Origin of the sequence: Halomonas halmophila, from assembly GCF_006540005.1 — a bacterium.
GTDB classification, from domain to species: Bacteria; Pseudomonadota; Gammaproteobacteria; order Pseudomonadales; family Halomonadaceae; genus Halomonas; species Halomonas halmophila.
In genome coordinates this window covers 105,768-123,693 of the sequence record NZ_BJOC01000003.1, presented here as the reverse complement: position 1 = coordinate 123,693, position 17,926 = coordinate 105,768, and the positions used below count along the sequence as shown (strand labels likewise).

15 protein-coding genes are annotated in these 17,926 nt (G+C 64.2%); 12 read left to right on the top strand and 3 right to left on the bottom strand.

Going from position 1 to position 17,926, the window contains the following annotated elements:
* Positions 1-2: 2 nt before the first annotated feature.
* Positions 3-1,202: an ectoine hydrolase DoeA gene (gene doeA, locus HHA01_RS00690; protein ID WP_141317178.1), complete on the bottom strand. Its 1,200-nt coding sequence runs from the start codon at positions 1,200-1,202 to the stop codon at positions 3-5.
* Positions 1,203-1,421: 219 nt separating this feature from the next.
* On the opposite strand from doeA, the gene ehuR reads away from it, so the two are divergent.
* The 4 genes from ehuR to HHA01_RS00670 all read left to right on the top strand — a co-directional run bounded on the left by ehuR (position 1,422) and on the right by HHA01_RS00670 (position 5,796).
* Positions 1,422-2,828 (top strand): MocR-like ectoine utilization transcription factor EhuR, encoded by a 1,407-nt coding sequence (gene ehuR / locus HHA01_RS00685; RefSeq protein WP_141317177.1) that lies wholly within the window; start codon positions 1,422-1,424, stop codon positions 2,826-2,828.
* Between the two features lie 14 nt (positions 2,829-2,842).
* A complete protein-coding gene (locus HHA01_RS00680) occupies positions 2,843-3,766 on the top strand; it encodes a 2-hydroxyacid dehydrogenase (RefSeq protein WP_141317176.1) in 924 nt (307 codons plus the stop codon).
* 102 nt (positions 3,767-3,868) lie between these two features.
* Complete coding sequence (locus HHA01_RS00675; protein WP_141317175.1) at positions 3,869-4,468, top strand: nicotinamidase; 600 nt, start codon at positions 3,869-3,871, stop codon at positions 4,466-4,468.
* On the top strand, positions 4,459-5,796 hold the full coding sequence (locus HHA01_RS00670) for a nicotinate phosphoribosyltransferase (protein WP_141317174.1): 1,338 nt from the start codon (positions 4,459-4,461) through the stop codon (positions 5,794-5,796). The genes HHA01_RS00675 and HHA01_RS00670 overlap by 10 nt, the downstream gene beginning before the upstream one ends.
* A gap of 22 nt (positions 5,797-5,818) precedes the next feature.
* Here HHA01_RS00670 and HHA01_RS00665 read toward each other — a convergent pair whose 3' ends face one another.
* Entirely contained in the window at positions 5,819-6,376 is a 558-nt protein-coding gene (locus tag HHA01_RS00665) for a DJ-1/PfpI family protein (protein WP_141317173.1), read from the bottom strand.
* A 148-nt stretch (positions 6,377-6,524) separates the two neighbouring features.
* Here HHA01_RS00665 and HHA01_RS00660 point away from each other — a divergent pair, with 148 nt between their 5' ends.
* Together HHA01_RS00660 and HHA01_RS00655 are read left to right on the top strand one after the other, a co-directional pair.
* Entirely contained in the window at positions 6,525-7,178 is a 654-nt protein-coding gene (locus tag HHA01_RS00660) for a hypothetical protein (protein WP_141317172.1), read from the top strand.
* Between the two features lie 103 nt (positions 7,179-7,281).
* Positions 7,282-8,208, top strand: a complete 927-nt coding sequence (locus HHA01_RS00655; RefSeq protein WP_141317171.1) for a LysO family transporter — start codon at positions 7,282-7,284, stop codon at positions 8,206-8,208.
* Positions 8,209-8,293: 85 nt separating this feature from the next.
* Here HHA01_RS00655 and HHA01_RS00650 read toward each other — a convergent pair whose 3' ends face one another.
* On the bottom strand, positions 8,294-9,832 hold the full coding sequence (locus tag HHA01_RS00650; protein WP_141317170.1) for a carbohydrate porin: 1,539 nt from the start codon (positions 9,830-9,832) through the stop codon (positions 8,294-8,296).
* 425 nt (positions 9,833-10,257) lie between these two features.
* Here HHA01_RS00650 and HHA01_RS00645 point away from each other — a divergent pair, with 425 nt between their 5' ends.
* From HHA01_RS00645 to HHA01_RS00620, 6 genes are all read left to right on the top strand, one after another.
* Entirely contained in the window at positions 10,258-11,517 is a 1,260-nt protein-coding gene (locus HHA01_RS00645) for an ABC transporter substrate-binding protein (protein ID WP_174787699.1), read from the top strand.
* 15 nt (positions 11,518-11,532) lie between these two features.
* Complete coding sequence (locus tag HHA01_RS00640) at positions 11,533-12,510, top strand: carbohydrate ABC transporter permease (protein ID WP_141317168.1); 978 nt, start codon at positions 11,533-11,535, stop codon at positions 12,508-12,510.
* Positions 12,507-13,349 carry a carbohydrate ABC transporter permease gene (locus HHA01_RS00635; protein WP_141317167.1) on the top strand — a complete coding sequence of 281 codons (843 nt, stop codon included), beginning with the start codon at positions 12,507-12,509 and terminating at the stop codon, positions 13,347-13,349. Before HHA01_RS00640 ends, HHA01_RS00635 begins: the two co-directional genes overlap by 4 nt.
* Positions 13,350-13,417: 68 nt before the next feature.
* A complete protein-coding gene (locus HHA01_RS00630) occupies positions 13,418-15,034 on the top strand; it encodes an alpha-glucosidase (RefSeq protein WP_141317166.1) in 1,617 nt (538 codons plus the stop codon).
* 39 nt (positions 15,035-15,073) lie between these two features.
* On the top strand, positions 15,074-16,180 hold the full coding sequence (locus tag HHA01_RS00625) for an ABC transporter ATP-binding protein (RefSeq protein ID WP_141317165.1): 1,107 nt from the start codon (positions 15,074-15,076) through the stop codon (positions 16,178-16,180).
* Positions 16,181-16,245: 65 nt separating this feature from the next.
* On the top strand, positions 16,246-17,910 hold the full coding sequence (locus tag HHA01_RS00620; protein WP_141317164.1) for an alpha-amylase family glycosyl hydrolase: 1,665 nt from the start codon (positions 16,246-16,248) through the stop codon (positions 17,908-17,910).
* The last annotated feature ends 16 nt before the right edge of the window (positions 17,911-17,926 follow it).

The window sequence follows — 17,926 nt, the reverse complement described above, 5'->3', positions numbered from 1 at the left end:
CCTTACTTGACGAACAACTGGCGCGGAAAGTCCGCCAGCGTTTCACAGCCGTTTTCGGTGATCAGTATGCTTTCGGTAATCTCGAGTCCCCAGTCGTCCACCCACAGGCCCGGCATGAAGTGGAAGGTCATGCCCGGCTCGAGAATGCTGTCGTCCGAGGGACGCAGACTCATGTTGCGCTCGCCCCAGTCGGGCGGATAGCTGAGGCCGATGGAGTAACCGCAGCGTGCGCCGCCCCGGTCGAAGCCATACTTGTCCATGGCCGCGCCCAGCGCCATGGCGATATCGGCCGTCCGGTTGCCGGGCTTCGCCACGGCCAGGCCATTGTCGATGCCTTCCAGCAGGGCCGACTCGGCCCGCACGAACTCCGCCGGCGGGCGGCCCAGGTAGACGGTCCGCGACATCGGCGCATGATAGCGCTTGTAGACACCGGCAATCTCGAAGAAGGTGCCCTCGCCCTCGCGAAACGGCGAGTCATCCCAGGTCAGGTGGGGCGCCGCGGCATCCTTGCCGGTGGGCAGCATCGGCACGATGGCCGGATAGTCGCCACCGAAGACCTGGCCTTCCGGGGACGTCCAGCCCTCGATGCCCACGCGGTAAATTTCCGATACCAGCTTGCTCTTGGGCAGGCCCGGCTCGACACATTCCAGAATGCGCGAGTGCATGCCGGCCACGATCTTGCCGGCGGTTCGCATGTACTCGATTTCCTGGGGCGACTTGATGGCACGACACCAGTTCACCAGGGAATTGGCATCGGCAAAGCGGGCGTGGGGAAGCTCCTTCAGCAGGCACTGATAGGCCTTGGCCGAGAAGTAGTAGTTGTCCATTTCCATGCCCACGACGCCCTTGTGCCACCCCCGGTCGGGCAGAATGGTCTGCGCCAGGTAGTCCATGGGGTGCATGTCCGGGTTCTGGACATAGTAATCCGGGTAATAGGTGATGTTGTCCGGGTCCATCCAGCAGGTACGCAGTGCACCATTGGCGTCCATGCGCCGCCCGTACCATACCGGCTCTCCCTCGAGACCCAGCAGCACACACTGATGCACATAGAAGGACCAGCCATCATAACCCGTCAACCAGGCCATGTTGGACGGATCACTGATGATCAGCACGTCGATTCCGCGGCTCGCCATTTCGGCGCGAACCTTCCAGAGACGGCCAGCATATTCTTCACGAGTGAAGGGAAGAGAAACCTGAATCATGACATCGCTCGCCAAACGACCACACTACCAATATCCGGTCACCTGTTCTCCTCAGGCGCCGGGGCATAGCACTGAACCAATGCTGACACTCTTGCCGACCGTAATCTGACCGTCGTTGTCATGACATTTACCGTTCAACATCATGACAATACACGGCCCGTACCGGTATGGTGATACTATCACCACCACTTGGCGGGCGGTCAAAGGCTTTATTGAATCATGACAATTGATCTCTCACGCTATCTAACGGACTCGGGGCCCAAGTATCTCGCCATTGCCAGGGCACTCTCCGAGGCCATCCGCCAGGGAGAGCTGCCGCCCAGCACCCGACTGCCCACTCATCGCGAGCTGGCCGAGGTCATGGGCATCAGCGTGCAGACCGTCTCGCGGGCCTATGCCCAGGCGGAAAAGATGGGGCTGGTGCAGGCACGCACCGGGAGCGGCACCTGGGTCAACGCCCTGGATGACTCGCGTGACTCGGCCTATCTGCGCAAGCCGGAACCGCGCCATGAAGACGCGCTCATCGATCTGTCCATTGCCCACCCGGTGTGCCCGCCGGGCCATCACCTACGCTTTCGTGAAACCCTGGCTCAGCTCGCCGAACAGGCGAGTCCGGATATCATCACCGCCAATCGCCCCATTGCCGGACTGCCCCATCATCGCGAGCGGGCCAGCCAGTGGCTGACACAACGTCTGGGCGTGCCCGGCGAGCCGGATGAGCGCATTCTGTGCAACGGTGCCGCCCACGGACTCCTGCTGGCCGTCGCCACCATCGTGCAGCACGGCGACCTGGTGCTCACCGAGGCCCTCACCGACCACGGCCTGATCGCCCTGTCGCGCACCCTGGGATTCCAGTTGCGCGGCGTGGCCATCGACGAGCAGGGCGTCCTGCCGGAAGCCCTGGACATGGCCTGCCGGCGCTTCAAGCCGCGAGCCGTGTGCCTGACCCCCACCCAGCTCAATCCCACCGGCGCCACCATGACCCAGGAACGCCGGGATGCCGTCGCCGAGGTACTCGAGCGACACGCGGTCTGGCTGATCGAGGACGATGTCCTGGCCCTGCTCGAGCCGCCGGGGCTGACGCCGCTGACAGCGCGTGTGCCGCACCTGGGCTTCCATGTCACCAGCCTGACCAAGGCCACCATGCCGGGGCTGCGCGCCGGCTACCTGAGCGTGCCACGCGGCCAGCTGCACCACACCCTGCCGCGCATGCGGGCCACCACCTGGATGGCCACCCCGCTGATCTTCGAGATCGCCGATGCCTGGCTAGCCGACGGCACGGTCGACGAGATGGCCGCGGAGCAGCGCCACCTGCTGGCCGAGCGCCAGCGCCTGGCCAGCCGCCTGCTGAGCGGCCATGAGCGCACGGCGCGCGCCACCGGCATGCATGTCTGGCTGGGGCTGCCCACGGCATGGCGGACCGAGGAGCTGCAGCAGCAGGCCGAACAGGAAGGCGTGGCCATCACCACGGCCGTGCCCTTCATGGTGGAGCAGACGGCCGCGCCCCGTCGGGTGCGCGTCAGCGTCGGCGCGGAACCGGACATCGAGCGCTTCGAGGAGGGCCTGCAGCGCCTCGTCAATCTGCTGGGCGAGGCACCACCGCCCATGATGCAATTCGTCTATTGAAGGGAGCGGACACCATGCGCGTACTCATTCACCATGGCAACGCGGACGCCTGGCGAGAGGCCTTGTCGCGCCGCCTGCCGCACGCCGAGATCCTGACCGACGAGGCGAGCGCCGAACAGCGCCGCCACGTCGATTACCTGGCGGCCTGGCAGCCACCCGCCGAGTTGTTCGGCGAGCTCGAACGACTCAAGGGCATCGTCAACCTGGGCGCCGGCGTCGATGCCCTGCTCGACAACCCCGCCCTGCCCCGCGACCTGCCCATCGTCAAGTTGCGCGACGCCGGCATGGCCGGCCCCATCGCCGACTATGTGCGCTATGGCGTGCTGCACTTCCAGCGCGACTTCGATCGCTATGCCCGCCAGCAAGCCGACGCGGAGTGGCGCGAGCACGCCGTGACCGACAAGGCGGACTGGCCGGTCGGCGTGCTGGGGCTGGGCGCCATCGGCGCCAAGGTCGCCACCAGCCTCGCCGCCGATGGCTTTCCGGTTCACGGCTGGAGCCGCACGCCCAGGACCCTCGAGGGCGTGACCTGCCATCATGGTGATGAGGGGCTCACCGGCCTGCTGGGTCGGGTGCGCAGCCTGGTGCTGTTGCTGCCGGGCACGACGGCCACGCATCAGTTGATCAACCGCGAGACACTGGCACGGCTGCCGCAGGGCGCCAGCCTGATCAACCCCGGCCGCGGCTCGCTGATCGATGAGTCGGCCCTGCTCGACGCCCTGGACAGCGGACAGCTGCGCGGCGCCCTGCTGGATGCCTTCCCGGTCGAGCCGCTGGCCGCCGACAGCTCCCTGTGGTCACATCCACGCATTCTGATCACGCCGCACATGGCCGGTCCCACGCCGCTGAAGGATGCCGTCGATCAGGTCGCCGAGGCACTGCGCGCCTTCGAGGCCGGCACGCCCCAGCCGACCATCGACCCGGACGCCGGCTACTGATGCCGGGCGCTACACGAATGGCCCGGCAGGCGATACGCTGATGAGTAACAGGGGCAATCCCGCCCCGGTGACACCCACCGATGCCCATCAAGGAGGCGCGCGATGTCTCGGACCACACACTCTCGGGCCACCGGGTCGCGGCCCTCTCTGGACTATGGAAGCCGCGACGCCCTGCTGGTGGTCGACATGCAGAACGACTTCTGCCCGGGCGGTGCCCTGGCCGTGGCCGGAGGCGACGCCCTGGTACCGGGGATCAACGCCGAGATGGCCACAGCCCGGCAGGCCGGCGCCCTGATCATCGCCTCCCGGGACTGGCACCCCGTGGACCATGCCAGCTTCGCCCACCGCGGCGGGCCCTGGCCGGTACACTGCGTGCAGGACACTCCGGGGGCCGCTTTCCACCCCGAGCTGGCGCTGCCCGAGGCGACCATTCGCGTCAGCAAGGCCACCGCCTTCGACCGCGACGCCTACTCGGCCTTCGACGCCACCGGCCTCGGTGACTATCTCCGCGAACGCGGGATCGAGCGTGTCACGGTCTGCGGCCTGGCACTCGATGTCTGCGTCAAGGCCACGACGATCGACGCCCTGCACGAAGGGTTCACCACCCGCCTGCTCGACGACCTGAGCGCGGCCGTGGACCCGCAGGCCATCGCGGCCTGCCACGACACCCTCAGCGATGCCGGTGCCGAACTATGCCGATGACCGCCCCGCTGACGGTAGAAGACGACGAGCTGGCGCTGCTGACCGATCTCTACCAGCTGACCATGATCCAGGCCTATTGGCGCGAGGGCATGGACGATCGGGCGACCTTCAGCCTGTTCTTCCGTCGTCTGCCGGCCGAGCGTCGCTTCATGCTCGCCTGCGGCCAGCAGCATGCCGCCGAGCTGGTCAGTCAATTACGCTTCGGCGAGCGCGCCATCGCCCGCCTGGCCGCCACCGGACGCTTCGATGCCGGCTTCCTCGACTGGCTGGCGAACTGGCGCTTCGAGGGGGATATCTGGACCCTGCCGGAGGGCACGCCGGTCTTCGCCGACGAGCCCCTGTTGGAGGTCGATGCGCCCATCGCCCAGGCTCAGCTGCTCGAGAGCCTGCTCATGAATCTGGTGCAGCTGGAGACGGTGCTGGCCTCCAAGGCGGTACGCCTGGTCATGGCCGCCCGGGGGCGACCGGTGGTCGACTTCGGCCTGCGCCGCATGCACGGCGTGGACGCCGCGGTGCGCGGTGTGCGCGCCTATCGCAACGCCGGCCTGGCCGGCACCAGCAATGTGCTCGGCGGCCTGCGCCACGATCTGCCGCTCAACGGCACCATGGCGCACAGTTACATCCTCGCCCACGACAGCGAGCGCGAGGCCTTCCAGGCCTTCGCCCGCCACATGCCGGACACCACCCTGCTGGTGGATACCCACGACACCCTGGCCGGCGTGCGCGAGGTCATCGCCCTGCTGCAGGATGAGCCCGAGCTGCGCATCGGCGCCGTCCGACTCGACTCGGGCCACCTCGAGCAGCTGGCACCGGACGCACGCCGACTGCTCGACGACGCCGGCCTCGGCGAGATCAAGATCATCGCCAGCAGCGGCCTGGACGAGCAGGCCATCGATGCCCTGCTCAGCGCCGGCGTGCCAATCGATGCCTTCGGCGTCGGCACCCGGATGGGTGCCTCGACCGATGCCCCGGTCATCGACCTGTCCTACAAGCTGGTGGAATACGCCGGCGAGCCCCGGGTCAAGCAGTCGCCGGGCAAGGCCAACCTCCCGGGGCCCAAGCAGGTCTATCGTCACCTCGACGCTGCCGGACACTACGCCGGCGACACCATCGCGCGGCGCGACGAGCGACTCGATCAGGGCACGCCGCTACTGGTGCGCAGCGTGAGCGGCGGCCAGCCCGATGCCGACGGCATGGCACTGGCGGCCTCCGCCCGGGAGCGCGTCCTGGAGGCCCGCGGGCGCTTTCCGGACAGCCTGACCCGCCTCGAACCGGGCGTCAGCGACTATCCGGTGACGCTCAGCAAGGCACTCGCCGCCTGGCGCTGATCCGCTGGAGCGGAGCGTCGCATTACAGCAGTTCGTTGAAACGCGCCAACCAGGCCGGATGCGCCGGCCAGGCCGGGGCGGTGACCAGCTTGCCGCTGGTGATCGCCTGATCGACCTGGAGCTCGGCGAAGTTGCCGCCAGCCAGCGTGACCTCCGGCGCACAGGCGGGATACGCCGAGACCCGGAAGCCCTCCAGCGAGATGGCGGCGGCCAGCAGCTGGGCGCCATGGCAGATCGCCGCCACCGGTTTGTCGTGTTCGAAGAAGTGCCGCACCATCTCGAGCACGCGCTCATCCAGGCGCAGATACTCGGGGGCACGCCCGCCGGGTACCACCAGGGCGTCGTAGTCCGCCAGCGCGACCTCGGCAAAGGACGCATTGAGGGTAAAGTTGTGCCCGGGCTTCTCGGAATAGGTCTGGTCACCCTCGAAGTCATGGATGGCAGTGCGCACGCTGTCTCCCTCGCGCTTTTCGGGACACACGGCATCCACCGTATGCCCCATGGCCTGAAGCGCCTGGAAGGGCACCATGATTTCATAGTCCTCGACGAAGTCGCCGGCAATGAGCAGTAATCTGGCCATGTCATCTCCTGATGGATCGCTGAGTGGCTTATGCCAGCATAGGATATATTGGCAGCGGCCACGACGTCCGCGGCCGGCTCGGGAACCTCCAGCCGCCCTGTGGCATCTGAAGACCATGCCCGCTATCTCGACGACACAAGGAAGTCTCATGACCCAGCGCTTGCTCCCGACGCTGCTCCTCTTGCTGATGCTGCCGGCCAACAGCGGCCTGGCTGCCGACACACCGCCGCGCCCCTTCGAGGCGCACTACCATCTCGAAGTGGATGGCTGGCCGAATGCCGATATCCAGCACCACCTGACGGCCACGGCCAGCGGCTGGGAGAGCGAGATGAGTGCCAAGCTGCCCGGTATCAGCGGCCACGAAACGGGACGCTTCCGCGTCGGCCAGGGGGCATTGCAGTCCTACTATTACGCTTCCGGCTATTCGCTGCTGGGGATCCAGAAGTCCTATCGACTCGACCATGAGGCCCTCGCCGAGCGGCCGGACCGTCAGAGCGCGCTCTTCGCCCTGTCACGCCGCGCCATCGACCGGCCCTGCGAGACGGCCTGCCGCGTCGAGTACCTGGACCATCGCGGTCGCCAGGAAAGCGTCGACTATCGCGTGCTGGGGCGCCGATCGCTGACCCTGCCCGCCGGCGAATTCGAGGCCCTGCGCGTGGAAGTGACAGAGCCCGACGAGGACGACAGCCGGCTGGTGTTCGACTTCCTGCCGCGCCTGCCCGGCCTGCTGCTGTCGATGACCTACTACAGCGATGGCAAGCGCAAGAGCCAGCTGGAGCTGACCCGACTCGAGACGCCCTGATCCGCGACGGCCCTTCCGCTGCTCAGGCAGGAGCGCCTAGAATGGCACTTTATTAGTGCACTAATCGCCGCGGTGCGCACGCCTCCATGGAAGGAATCCTGCGATGCTGAGCAGTCTGTTGATCGTCCTCTTGCCCCTGGTGCTCGGCTATCTGGTACCTGTCCGCCGGCCCCGGGTACTCGAGGCAATCAACCGGGGCGTGAGCGCCTCCATCTACGTGATCCTGCTGTTGATGGGCATCAGCCTGGCAGGCCTCGACGATCTGGGCGGCAAGCTGTCGCAGCTGGGCGGGCAGTCACTGTTGCTGTGCGTGGTGATCTCCGCCTGCAACCTGGCGGCCCTGGCCTGGCTGTCACGCCGGCTGCGCCTTGAAGTCGCGGCCTCGACCTCGGTGGCCGATGCGCCGACCAGCAAGCTGGCCGCCATGGCCGGCTCCATGTCGCTGATCGGGGCCGTGCTGGCCGGTGTCATCCTCGGCCTGCTGGCGAGCGGGCCGCTGGGCCCGCGCCTGTTCGACGCGGCCGAGACCCTCTCGGAGTGGGTACTGTATCTGCTGCTGGCACTGATCGGTTGCCAGCTGCGCAATTCCGGCATGCCCCTCAAGCAGATCCTGCTCAACCGCTTCGGCCTGGCCATTGCCAGCGTGCTGGCGGCCAGCTCGCTGATCGGCGGACTGCTGGCCGCGCCCCTGCTCGACCTGTCCTGGAACGAGGGCCTGGCCATGGCCGCCGGCTTCGGCTGGTATTCGCTGTCCGGGATCCTGATCGGTGATCAGCTGGGGCCATTGCTCGGCGGCATCGCCTTTCTCAATGACCTGATCCGCGAGCTGCTGGCCTTCGTGCTGATCCCGCTGGTCATCAAGCGACACCCGGCGCTGGCCATCGGCTACGGCGGCGCCACTTCCATGGACTTCACCCTGCCGGTGATCCAGCAACACGGCGGGGTCGCCTGCGTCCCGGTGGCCGTGGTCAGCGGCTTTATCCTCTCGCTGCTGTCGCCGCCGCTGATCCTGTTCCTGCTGACGCTCTAGGCAGCCAACGACAAAAAAGCCCGCGCAGGGCGCGGGCAAGTGCATCACAACAGCACAGGGATACTGGACAACAAAGACACGACCGTCAGAACCAGACTTCGGTCTGCACGCCGAAGGACCAGTCGTCGCCGGTGAAGCCGGGCTTACCAAAGGAGTCACTGGCGCTGTAATCATTCAGCTCTTCATCCCAGTCGCTCCAGGAAGCGAAGACCCGAATCTCCGGACGCTGCCAGAAGCCGCCCACCTGGGGCTTGAAGGTCGGTGCGATGGTCAGCTTGGTGTAGTCACCCTCAACGGCGTTGTTGCCGCCATAGCCTTGCGGCGAAATGTCCATCCACTGGTAGCTGCCCTCGTACTGCATCTCGAAGTTCTCGGTCAGCTCGTTGGCCAGGCGGACGTTGAAGGTCGCCCAGTCATACTGGTCGCCCTGGGCATAACGATCCTCGCTGGTCTCGGCCAGGATGGCCGGCGCGACACGCCACTTGGGCGCCATATAGGTGGTGCCATACAGGCCGATGCGGGTGGCGGTGGCATCCTCGGTCAGATTGCCGTTACCACCGATGGTCTTGGTCGCGGCCCCCAGGCCCTGGCCATGCATCACGGCGACCTTGGAGTTACCCTCGCTGATACCGAAGAAATCCTCGCCATGGTAGGCCACCATGGTGTGCACGCCATTGTCGGCGGCATCCAGCGGGCCCGAGGTCGAACGCTCATCGTTGTCGGCGGCGTTCATGCCGCTGACCATCCACTGCCAGTTACCGAAGTAGTTGTTGGACGTCAGGATGAGGTTATCGGTGCTGTCGGTCTCTTCCGCCGCAGGATTCATGCTGTCCACCGGGAAGTCGGTGAAGCTGCGGCCGTAGACGGACAGGTTCGACTTCCAGTTGTCGGCCAGTTGCATGTCGTAGATACCGCCACCGGTACCGGCCAGGAAGACGAAGTCGCTGTCGAGCCAGTGAATGTCGAAGTTGTCGCGATCGAAGCGCTTGCCCGCCCAGATCTTGGCATCCTCGAAGGCGCCGGTGAAACTCGGCAGGTCACTGAACTCGGCATAGACCTGGCGCACGTTGAGATTCGACTCGCCGGCCGTCCAGTCATTACTGGTGGTGACGCTATCGGCGATCATGGTGGTGTACTTGGCCTTGGCGCCGTTGTCGAAACGCATCTTGTAGTTGAGGATCGCCTCGGCATAGGTATCCGGCTCGTTACCCAGACGGCCCACGGCACCACCCTGGGCCCCGGCCGGGGTCACATAGGGACTACCCTCGGAGCTTTTGCCATCCTCGCCGATCAGCAGGCCAGACCGGGCATAGACGTTGAAGGAGAAGCCTTCTTCGCCATTGGCATGACGCTCCACCTCGGCAAGACGGGACTCGATGTCCTGGCTGACAGGCTCCGACTCGTTGGCCTGTACCTCGGCCATTTCCTGCTCGGCCTGCTTGGCGCGTCGCTCGGCGGCTGCGGCACGCTTTTCGGCCGCCACGATGCGTTGCTCCAGCTCGGCCAGGCGTTCTTCCAGCTCGCTGTTCGACTGCGCATGGGAGAGTGTGCTGACCGTCATGGCCGCCGCAGCCACAGCCAGAACCAGCGGAGACTTCCTCGGGCGTGAATTCGCAGATGTCATCTTGTTCAAAGCCTTTGTTGTTGTCACGGGGAAAGACCAGCCGGCGACGCTAGCAGCCAAGCCAAATAACATCGGATGACATTTCAGCGACAAACCGAACTTAATCGATTAAGAAAATAGTTTGCTGTCGGCATTTTTTAAATACCACCTAGGTCTAATACAGGCGCTGAATGACAACACATGGTAAACCGTCGACCGACCCGCTTTGCATCCGCTTCAGCGTGATGTATCAAGCGTATGCGAGAAGCCGCGGCGCCTTTACGACAAAAGTTTAGGTTGCGCGTCTGTGACTTCCTAGCTTAACTGAGACCATGTCTTAATCGTTTAAGACAGCGACAGGATGAATCGCCTTTCCGCATCGACACCGGCATGCAAGCCATCATGAACGTCGAGCCACACAACAAGAAATTCGCCTGAGGAGCACTATGAACAGCAAATGGATTACCGCTATCGCCTTCGCCGGCCTGGCCGCCCAGCAGGCCCATGCCGAAGAACTGACCATCTCCTGCGGCGCCGTGGGTGCCGAACTCCAGCTATGCGAGGAAGGCGTCAACGCCTGGGAGGACAAGACGGGCCACACGGTCCAGATCGTCTCGACGCCCAATTCTTCCACCGAACGTCTGTCGTTCTATCAGCAGATCCTTTCCGCGCAGTCGGGTGATATCGACGTCATGCAGATCGATGTCATCTGGCCGGGCCTGTTGGCCAACCACCTGGTGGATCTGAAGAAACACCTGGGGGACGATGTCACCAAGGAGCATTTCGACGCCATCGTTCAGAACAACACCGTGGATGATCGACTGGTCGCCATGCCCTGGTTCACCGATGCCGGCGTGCTCTACTACCGCAAGGACCTGCTGAAGAAATACGACGCCGAGCCACCAGAGACCTGGCAGGAGCTCACCGAGACCGCACGCCGCATCAAGCAGGCCGAGCGCGAAGCCGGCAACGGTGACATGTGGGGCTATGTCTTCCAGGGACGTGCCTACGAAGGCCTGACTTGCAACGCCCTGGAATGGATCGCCAGCAGCGGCGGCGGCACGATCGTGAACGACAAGGGCGAGATCACCATCGATAACCCCCAAGCCGCTGAGGCACTGGATATGGCCGCAAGCTGGGTCGGCGATATTTCGCCGAATGGCGTCCTCAATTACACCGAGGAGCAGGCAAGGGGAGTCTTCCAGTCGGGCAATGCCGTCTTCATGCGCAACTGGCCCTATGCCTGGTCGCTGGCGCAGAGCGAAGAAAGCGAGGTCCGCAACAAGGTCGGCGTCGTCGCCCTGCCCCACGGCGAGGGCAATGAAAGTGCCGCGACCCTGGGCGGCTGGAATCTGGCCGTGTCGCGCTACTCCGAGAACCCGGAGCTCGCGGTCGATCTGGTGAAGCACCTGACCTCCAAGCAGGAACAGAAGCGTCGCGCCATTGAGGCCTCCTACAACCCGACCATCGCCTCTCTCTATCAGGATGAAGACGTCATCGACGCGGTGCCCTTCTTCAAGACCCTGTATCCGGCCTTCACCAATGCGGTCGCCCGCCCGTCGGCGTCCACCGGCAGCAAGTACAACCGCGTCAGCAACAACTTCTTCAACGCCGTTCACAACGTGCTTTCCGGCAACCAGAGCGGAGCCGAAGCCGTATCACAGCTGAAGAATGAACTGTCGCGTATCAAGCGCCGCCGCTGGTAAGCCAGGAGGCTTCTCATGACCCAATCCGCCACTCAAGGCGCCCCCCGCGAGGGGGGTGCTGCCCTTGCCTCTGGGCGTCGCAGTACCAAGGTTCGCCGTCAACGTGTGCGCGCCGCCTGGATATTCCTGGCCCCCATGCTGGTCACCCTGGCGCTGGTCGCTGGCTGGCCACTACTGCGGACTTTCTACTTCAGTTTTACGGATGCCTCTTTATCCGACACCGGTGGCGCCGCCTTCATCGGTTTCGAGAACTATCTGGTCTATGCGAACGGCGTCTGGTATGGCCTGCTCACCGACCCGGTGTGGTGGCAGTCGGTGTGGAACACCTTTTATTTCAGTATCGTCTCGGTGTCGCTGGAAGTGGTCTTTGGCACAGTCGTCGCCCTGCTGCTCAACGCCGAATTCAAGGGACGAATGCTGGTGCGCGCAGCGGTGCTGATTCCCTGGGCGATTCCGACTATCGTCTCGGCCAAGATGTGGGCCTGGATGCTCAATGACCAGTTCGGCATCATCAACCACCTGCTGATGGCAATGGGGCTGATCGACGCCCCCCTGGCCTGGACGGCCAATGCCGACCTGTCCATGTGGGCGGTGATCATAGTCGATGTGTGGAAAACCACGCCCTTCGTGGCCCTGCTGGTGCTCGCTGGCCTGCAGATGTTGCCCAAGGATTGCTATGAAGCCGCCGAGGTCGATGGCATCTCCCCCGTCAAGGTGTTCTTCCGCGTCACCCTGCCGCTGGTCACACCGACCCTGCTGGTCGCCGTCATCTTCCGTCTGCTGGATGCCCTGCGCGTGTTCGACGTGATCTATGTGCTGACATCCAACTCGACCAATACCATGACCATGTCCATCTATGCCCGCCAACAGCTGGTGCAGTTTCAGGACGTGGGCTACGGCAGTGCCGCCTCGACCATGCTGTTCTTCATCATCGCTCTGGCCGTGGTGATCTATCTGTACCTGGGGCGCCGTCAACTGGGAGTCGACCAATGAACCAGTATCAACTGATGAAACTCCTCAAGCGCGTCGGCCTCTACGCCCTGATTGCCGTGGTGCTGGTCTACGCCGTCTTCCCGTTCTACTACGCGGTGATAACCTCGCTGAAGCCGTCCAGTGAACTCTTCCAGCCGGAGTTGTGGCTATCCTCGATCCACCTGAGCAACTATGCACAGGTCCTGGGCCAGGGCAGCTTCCTGCGTGCCATTCTCAACTCCATCATCGTCTCGCTGTCAGTCGTGTTCATCGCCCTGCTGCTGGGCATCACTGCCGCCTATGCGCTGGGGCGCGTGCGCTTCCGCGGTCGTACCACCATCCTGCTGACCATCCTCGGGGTCTCGATGTTTCCGCAGGTGGCCGTGCTGTCGGGGCTGTTCGAGGTCATTCGCACCCTGAACCTTTACAACAACCCGGCCGGCCTGGTGCTCAGTTACACCATCTTTACCCTGCCTTTCACGGTCTGGGTATTGACGACCTTCATGCGCCAGCTGCCGCAGGAGCTCGAGGAGGCCGCGATCATGGATGGCGCCACTCCCTGGGTGACCATCACCCGCGTCTTCCTGCCACTCATGTGGCCGGCCATGGCGACGACCGGCCTGCTGGCCTTCATCGCCGCCTGGAACGAGTTCCTGTTCGCCCTGACCTTCACCCTGACCGATGATCAGCGCACCGTGCCGGTGGCCATCGCCCTGATCTCCGGCGGCAGCCAGCACGAACTGCCCTGGGGGCCCATCATGGCGGCCTCGGTGACCGTCACCGTCCCCCTGGTCATCCTGGTGATGATCTTCCAGCGACGCATCGTCTCGGGCCTGACAGCCGGCGCGGTCAAGGGCTGACGCCTAAACGACGAACAAGGTGCTCAAGAGGTTTGCACCCGGGCACCCCACGAATTAAGGAATGCAAGATGCAAGACAATACCTTCTGGTGGCGTGGCGGCGTCATCTACCAGATCTACCCACGCAGCTTCATGGATGCCAGCGGCAATGGCATCGGCGACCTGGCCGGTGTCACCAGCCGCCTGGACTATGTGGCGAGCCTGGGAGTGGACGGCATCTGGTTGTCGCCCTTTTTCACTTCACCGATGAAGGATTTCGGCTACGACATCAGCGACTACCGCGGTGTCGATCCCATGTTCGGCTCACTGGAAGACTTCACGGCCCTGATCCGGCGCGCCCACGAGCTGGGCCTGAAGGTAATCATCGACCAGGTACTCAGCCATTCCTCGGATCGCCACCCCTGGTTCCAGCAGAGCCGTCAGGATCGTGACAATGCTCGAGCCGACTGGTACGTCTGGGCCGACCCCAAGCCGGACGGCACGCCACCCAACAACTGGCTGTCGATCTTCGGCGGGCCGGCCTGGACCTTCGACTCGCGTCGTCGCCAGTATTATCTGCATAACTTCCTTGCCAGCCAGCCGGACCTGAACTTCCACAACCCGGAGGTTCGCCAGGCCCAGCTCGACAACATGCGCTTCTGGCTGGACCTCGGGGTCGACGGCTTCCGCCTGGACACCGTCAACTTCTACTATCACGACCCGGCGTTGCGCGATAACCCGCCGGTGCTCGAGGGTGAATCCAAGACGCTGGGGGCACCGGACAGCAATCCCTACACCTGGCAGAAACACCAGTACGACATCAGTCGGCCGGAAAACCTGAACTTCCTCAAGGACCTGCGGGCGCTGATGGATTCCTATCCCGGCACCACCACGGTCGGCGAGATCGGCGACGACTCGCCGCTCGAACGAATGGCGGAGTACACCGATGGTGGTGACAAGCTGCACATGGCCTATACGTTCGACCTGCTCAACGAGCCACGCTCGCCGCGTTACATCCGCCAGGTAATCGAACGCTTCCAGACGCTGTCGGCCGACGCCTGGCCCTGCTGGGCACTGTCCAACCATGATGTGGAGCGCAGTGCCTCACGCTGGGGAGCCAGCGAGGATCACGCCGCCTACCCCAGGGTGACACTGGCCATGCTGTTCTCGCTGCGCGGCAGCGTCTGCCTGTACCAGGGCGAGGAGCTGGGCCTGCCGGAAGCCGAAGTGCCCTTCGAGCGCATTCAGGACCCTTACGGCAAGGTCCTGTGGCCCGAATTCAAGGGGCGCGATGGCTGCCGGACACCCATTCCGTGGCGCCAGACCGAGCGCGGCGGTTTCTCCACTGCCGAACCCTGGCTGCCTCTCGATGACCGCCATCTGGTGCTGGCGGTGGAAGAGCAGGAACAGGATCCGGCCTCCACCCTCAATACCGTACGCAAGCTCCTGACCTTCCGGCGTCAGCACCCGGCCCTGCATGACGGTGACCTGACGCTACTGGATGTCGGCGACTCATTGCTCGGCTTCATCCGCAAGCGCGACGCAGAACGCCTGCTGTGCCTGTTCAACCTGACAGGCGATACACAAAGCACACGACTGGCCACGACCGGCCAGCTCATCGATGACCTTGGCTTTTGCTGTGAACTGGAGGGCGACACCCTGACGTTGCCGCCCTACCAGGCAGCCTACATGAGCCTGGATTCCTGAACACAACAACACCGGCACACGCCGACAAGGAGATGTCACATGGCAAGCGTGACCCTTGAGAAGCTCAACAAGACCTTCGGCAGCACCCATATCATCAAGGACGTCGACCTCAAGATTGGCAACGGCGAGTTCGTGGTCTTCGTCGGTCCTTCGGGTTGCGGCAAGTCGACCCTGCTGCGCCTGATCGCCGGCCTCGAGTCGATCACCGACGGCACCATGCAGATCGGCGACAGCGTGGTCAACGAGCTCCCGCCCCGGGAGCGCGGCGTCGGCATGGTCTTCCAGTCCTATGCCCTCTATCCACACATGACGGTCTACGAAAACATGGCCTTCGGCCTCAAGCTGGCCAAGATGGCCAACGAGACCGTCGATGACCGTGTCATGAGCACGGCGCGCATCCTCCAGCTCGAGGAACTGCTGCAGCGCAAGCCCAAGGAACTGTCCGGCGGCCAGCGCCAGCGCGTCGCCATGGGTCGTGCCATGGCCCGCGAGCCGCAGATCCTGCTGTTCGACGAGCCGCTGTCCAACCTGGATGCCTCGCTGCGCGTGCAGATGCGCAACGAGATCGCCCGCCTCCACCACCGGCTGGGCTCGACCATGATCTACGTGACCCACGACCAGGTCGAGGCCATGACCCTTGCCGACAAGATCGTGGTGCTGCGCGACGGCCGCATCGAGCAGGTCGGCAGCCCTCACGACCTCTATCAGCGCCCGGAGACACGCTTCGTGGCCGGCTTCATCGGCTCGCCGACGATGAACTTCATGCCGGCGGAGCTGCTCGAGCAGAATGCCGACGGCTGCCGCGTCAAGGTGCCCGGCGTGGGCGAGGTCACGCTGCCCCAGGACGCCAGCAGCGTCGACACCGGCAAGGAACTGACGCTGGGCGTGCGCCCCGAACACCTGCGCCTGGAAGAGGCCCAGGGCGACAATGCCTTCGAGATCGTCAACGTCGAGTACCTGGGCAACGAGGTCTATGTCTATCTCGAACCCAAGGCCGGCGACACCCTGCTGGTCCATCGTACCGAAGCCCCGAGCGACTGGAAGGTCGGGCAGCAGGCCGCCCTGGCGCCGGAAATCGAGCATATCCACCTGTTCGACGCTGATGACCAGGCACTGGGGCTAGCCCGCCAATCCGAAGCGGCCTGATGCCCTCAGCGCTACCGCTTGATCCTTCATGACGGGAGTCCCGGCTCCCGTTTTCAGGAGATCTCATGCCTGCGTCCCGACCCTCGAGTTCGTCAAACCCTGACTGGTGGCGCGGTGCCGTCATCTATCAGATCTACCCCCGCAGCTTCATGGACGCCAATGGCGATGGTATCGGCGACCTCCAGGGGATCATCGACAAACTCGACCATGTCGCCTCTCTGGGGGTCGACGCCATCTGGCTGTCGCCCTTTTTCACCTCGCCGATGAAGGACTTCGGCTACGACATCAGCGACTACCGCGGTGTCGATCCCATGTTCGGCAGCCTCGAAGACTTCGACCGTCTCGTCGAGGCTGCTCATGAATGCGGCCTGAAAGTCACCATCGATCAGGTACTGTCACATTCCTCCGACCAGCACCCCTGGTTCACCGAGAGCCGGCAGAATCGCGACAACCCCAGAGCCGACTGGTATGTCTGGGCCGACCCAAATGCGGACGGCACGCCGCCAACCAACTGGCAATCGGTCTTCGGCGGTTCGGCCTGGCAATGGGACACGCGGCGATGCCAGTACTACCTGCACAATTTTCTTGCCGCACAACCGGATCTCAACTTCCGCAACCCCGAGGTGGTCGACGCCATGCTCGAGGAAGTGCGCTTCTGGCTGGAACGAGGCGTCGACGGCTTCCGTCTCGACGCCATCAATTTCTGCACTCATGGCGCACTGCAGGACAATCCACCCCGCGAGGCAATCACCGCCGGCTTCATCGGCGTGCGTCCCGATAACCCCTACGGCTTTCAGCGCCACCTGCACGACAAGTCGCAACCCGAGAACCTGGAGGTGCTGAGACGACTGCGCGCCCTGCTCGACGAGTATCCGGGCACGACCAGTGTCGGCGAGGTGGGCGATGACGATGCCACCGGCATCATGGCGGAATATACGCAGGGCGGCGACAAGCTGCACATGTGTTATTCCTTCAACCTGCTCACCGAGAATCATGATCCGGCACACCTGCTATCCATCATCACCGAAATGGAAGCGCGTATCGGTGACGGCTGGCCTTGCTGGGCGCTCGGCAATCATGACATCACACGACTGGCCTCCCGCTGGAACGCCGACCATGCGCCGGCCCGACAGCGTCTCTTCCTCGCCTTCCTGCTGACCCAGCGCGGCAGCGTCTGCCTGTATCAGGGCGAGGAACTGGGGTTGACCGAGGCCGAACTGAGCTTCGAACAACTGGTCGATCCAGCGGGCATCACCTTCTGGCCGGCCTACAAGGGACGCGACGGTTGCCGTACCCCAATGCCCTGGCAAGCGGATGCTGAAAACGCTGGCTTCACCGATGGTCAGCCCTGGCTACCCATTCCGGCAGAGCATCGGCCGCTGGCCGTGGATCGCCAGGCCAGCCGCGAGGACTCCCTGCTGGCCGCCACTCGCGCTCTGCTGCAGTTCCGACGTCACCAGCCGGCACTGCGTCATGGACAGATTCACTATCTGCCACTCCAGCACGAGGTGATCTGTCTCGAACGCACAACAGCGTCCGGCCGGCTGCTGATAGCCCTCAATTTTGCCGCCTCACCTCGCAGCCTGTCCGTACCCTCGAGCGCTGGGTACTGCGAGGCAACGCCCGACGTCATCAATGGCTGCCTGCGTCGGAGTACCCTCGAACTGCCCGCCCACGGCATTGGCATTATCCGCTGCCCGGATGACAGCCCCTGGGTTCCCTGGCAGTAAACAGCCGCGACCACAA

What these genes read in the sequence shown, in the direction of transcription:
- doeA (WP_141317178.1), bottom strand. Translation starts at nt 1,202, where the DNA reads ATGATTCAGGTTTCTCTTCCCTTCACTCGTGAAGAATATGCTGGCCGT.
- ehuR (WP_141317177.1), top strand. Translation starts at nt 1,422, where the DNA reads ATGACAATTGATCTCTCACGCTATCTAACGGACTCGGGGCCCAAGTAT.
- HHA01_RS00680 (WP_141317176.1), top strand. Translation starts at nt 2,843, where the DNA reads ATGCGCGTACTCATTCACCATGGCAACGCGGACGCCTGGCGAGAGGCC.
- HHA01_RS00675 (WP_141317175.1), top strand. Translation starts at nt 3,869, where the DNA reads ATGTCTCGGACCACACACTCTCGGGCCACCGGGTCGCGGCCCTCTCTG.
- HHA01_RS00670 (WP_141317174.1), top strand. Translation starts at nt 4,459, where the DNA reads ATGCCGATGACCGCCCCGCTGACGGTAGAAGACGACGAGCTGGCGCTG.
- HHA01_RS00665 (WP_141317173.1), bottom strand. Translation starts at nt 6,376, where the DNA reads ATGGCCAGATTACTGCTCATTGCCGGCGACTTCGTCGAGGACTATGAA.
- HHA01_RS00660 (WP_141317172.1), top strand. Translation starts at nt 6,525, where the DNA reads ATGACCCAGCGCTTGCTCCCGACGCTGCTCCTCTTGCTGATGCTGCCG.
- HHA01_RS00655 (WP_141317171.1), top strand. Translation starts at nt 7,282, where the DNA reads ATGCTGAGCAGTCTGTTGATCGTCCTCTTGCCCCTGGTGCTCGGCTAT.
- HHA01_RS00650 (WP_141317170.1), bottom strand. Translation starts at nt 9,832, where the DNA reads ATGACATCTGCGAATTCACGCCCGAGGAAGTCTCCGCTGGTTCTGGCT.
- HHA01_RS00645 (WP_174787699.1), top strand. Translation starts at nt 10,258, where the DNA reads ATGAACAGCAAATGGATTACCGCTATCGCCTTCGCCGGCCTGGCCGCC.
- HHA01_RS00640 (WP_141317168.1), top strand. Translation starts at nt 11,533, where the DNA reads ATGACCCAATCCGCCACTCAAGGCGCCCCCCGCGAGGGGGGTGCTGCC.
- HHA01_RS00635 (WP_141317167.1), top strand. Translation starts at nt 12,507, where the DNA reads ATGAACCAGTATCAACTGATGAAACTCCTCAAGCGCGTCGGCCTCTAC.
- HHA01_RS00630 (WP_141317166.1), top strand. Translation starts at nt 13,418, where the DNA reads ATGCAAGACAATACCTTCTGGTGGCGTGGCGGCGTCATCTACCAGATC.
- HHA01_RS00625 (WP_141317165.1), top strand. Translation starts at nt 15,074, where the DNA reads ATGGCAAGCGTGACCCTTGAGAAGCTCAACAAGACCTTCGGCAGCACC.
- HHA01_RS00620 (WP_141317164.1), top strand. Translation starts at nt 16,246, where the DNA reads ATGCCTGCGTCCCGACCCTCGAGTTCGTCAAACCCTGACTGGTGGCGC.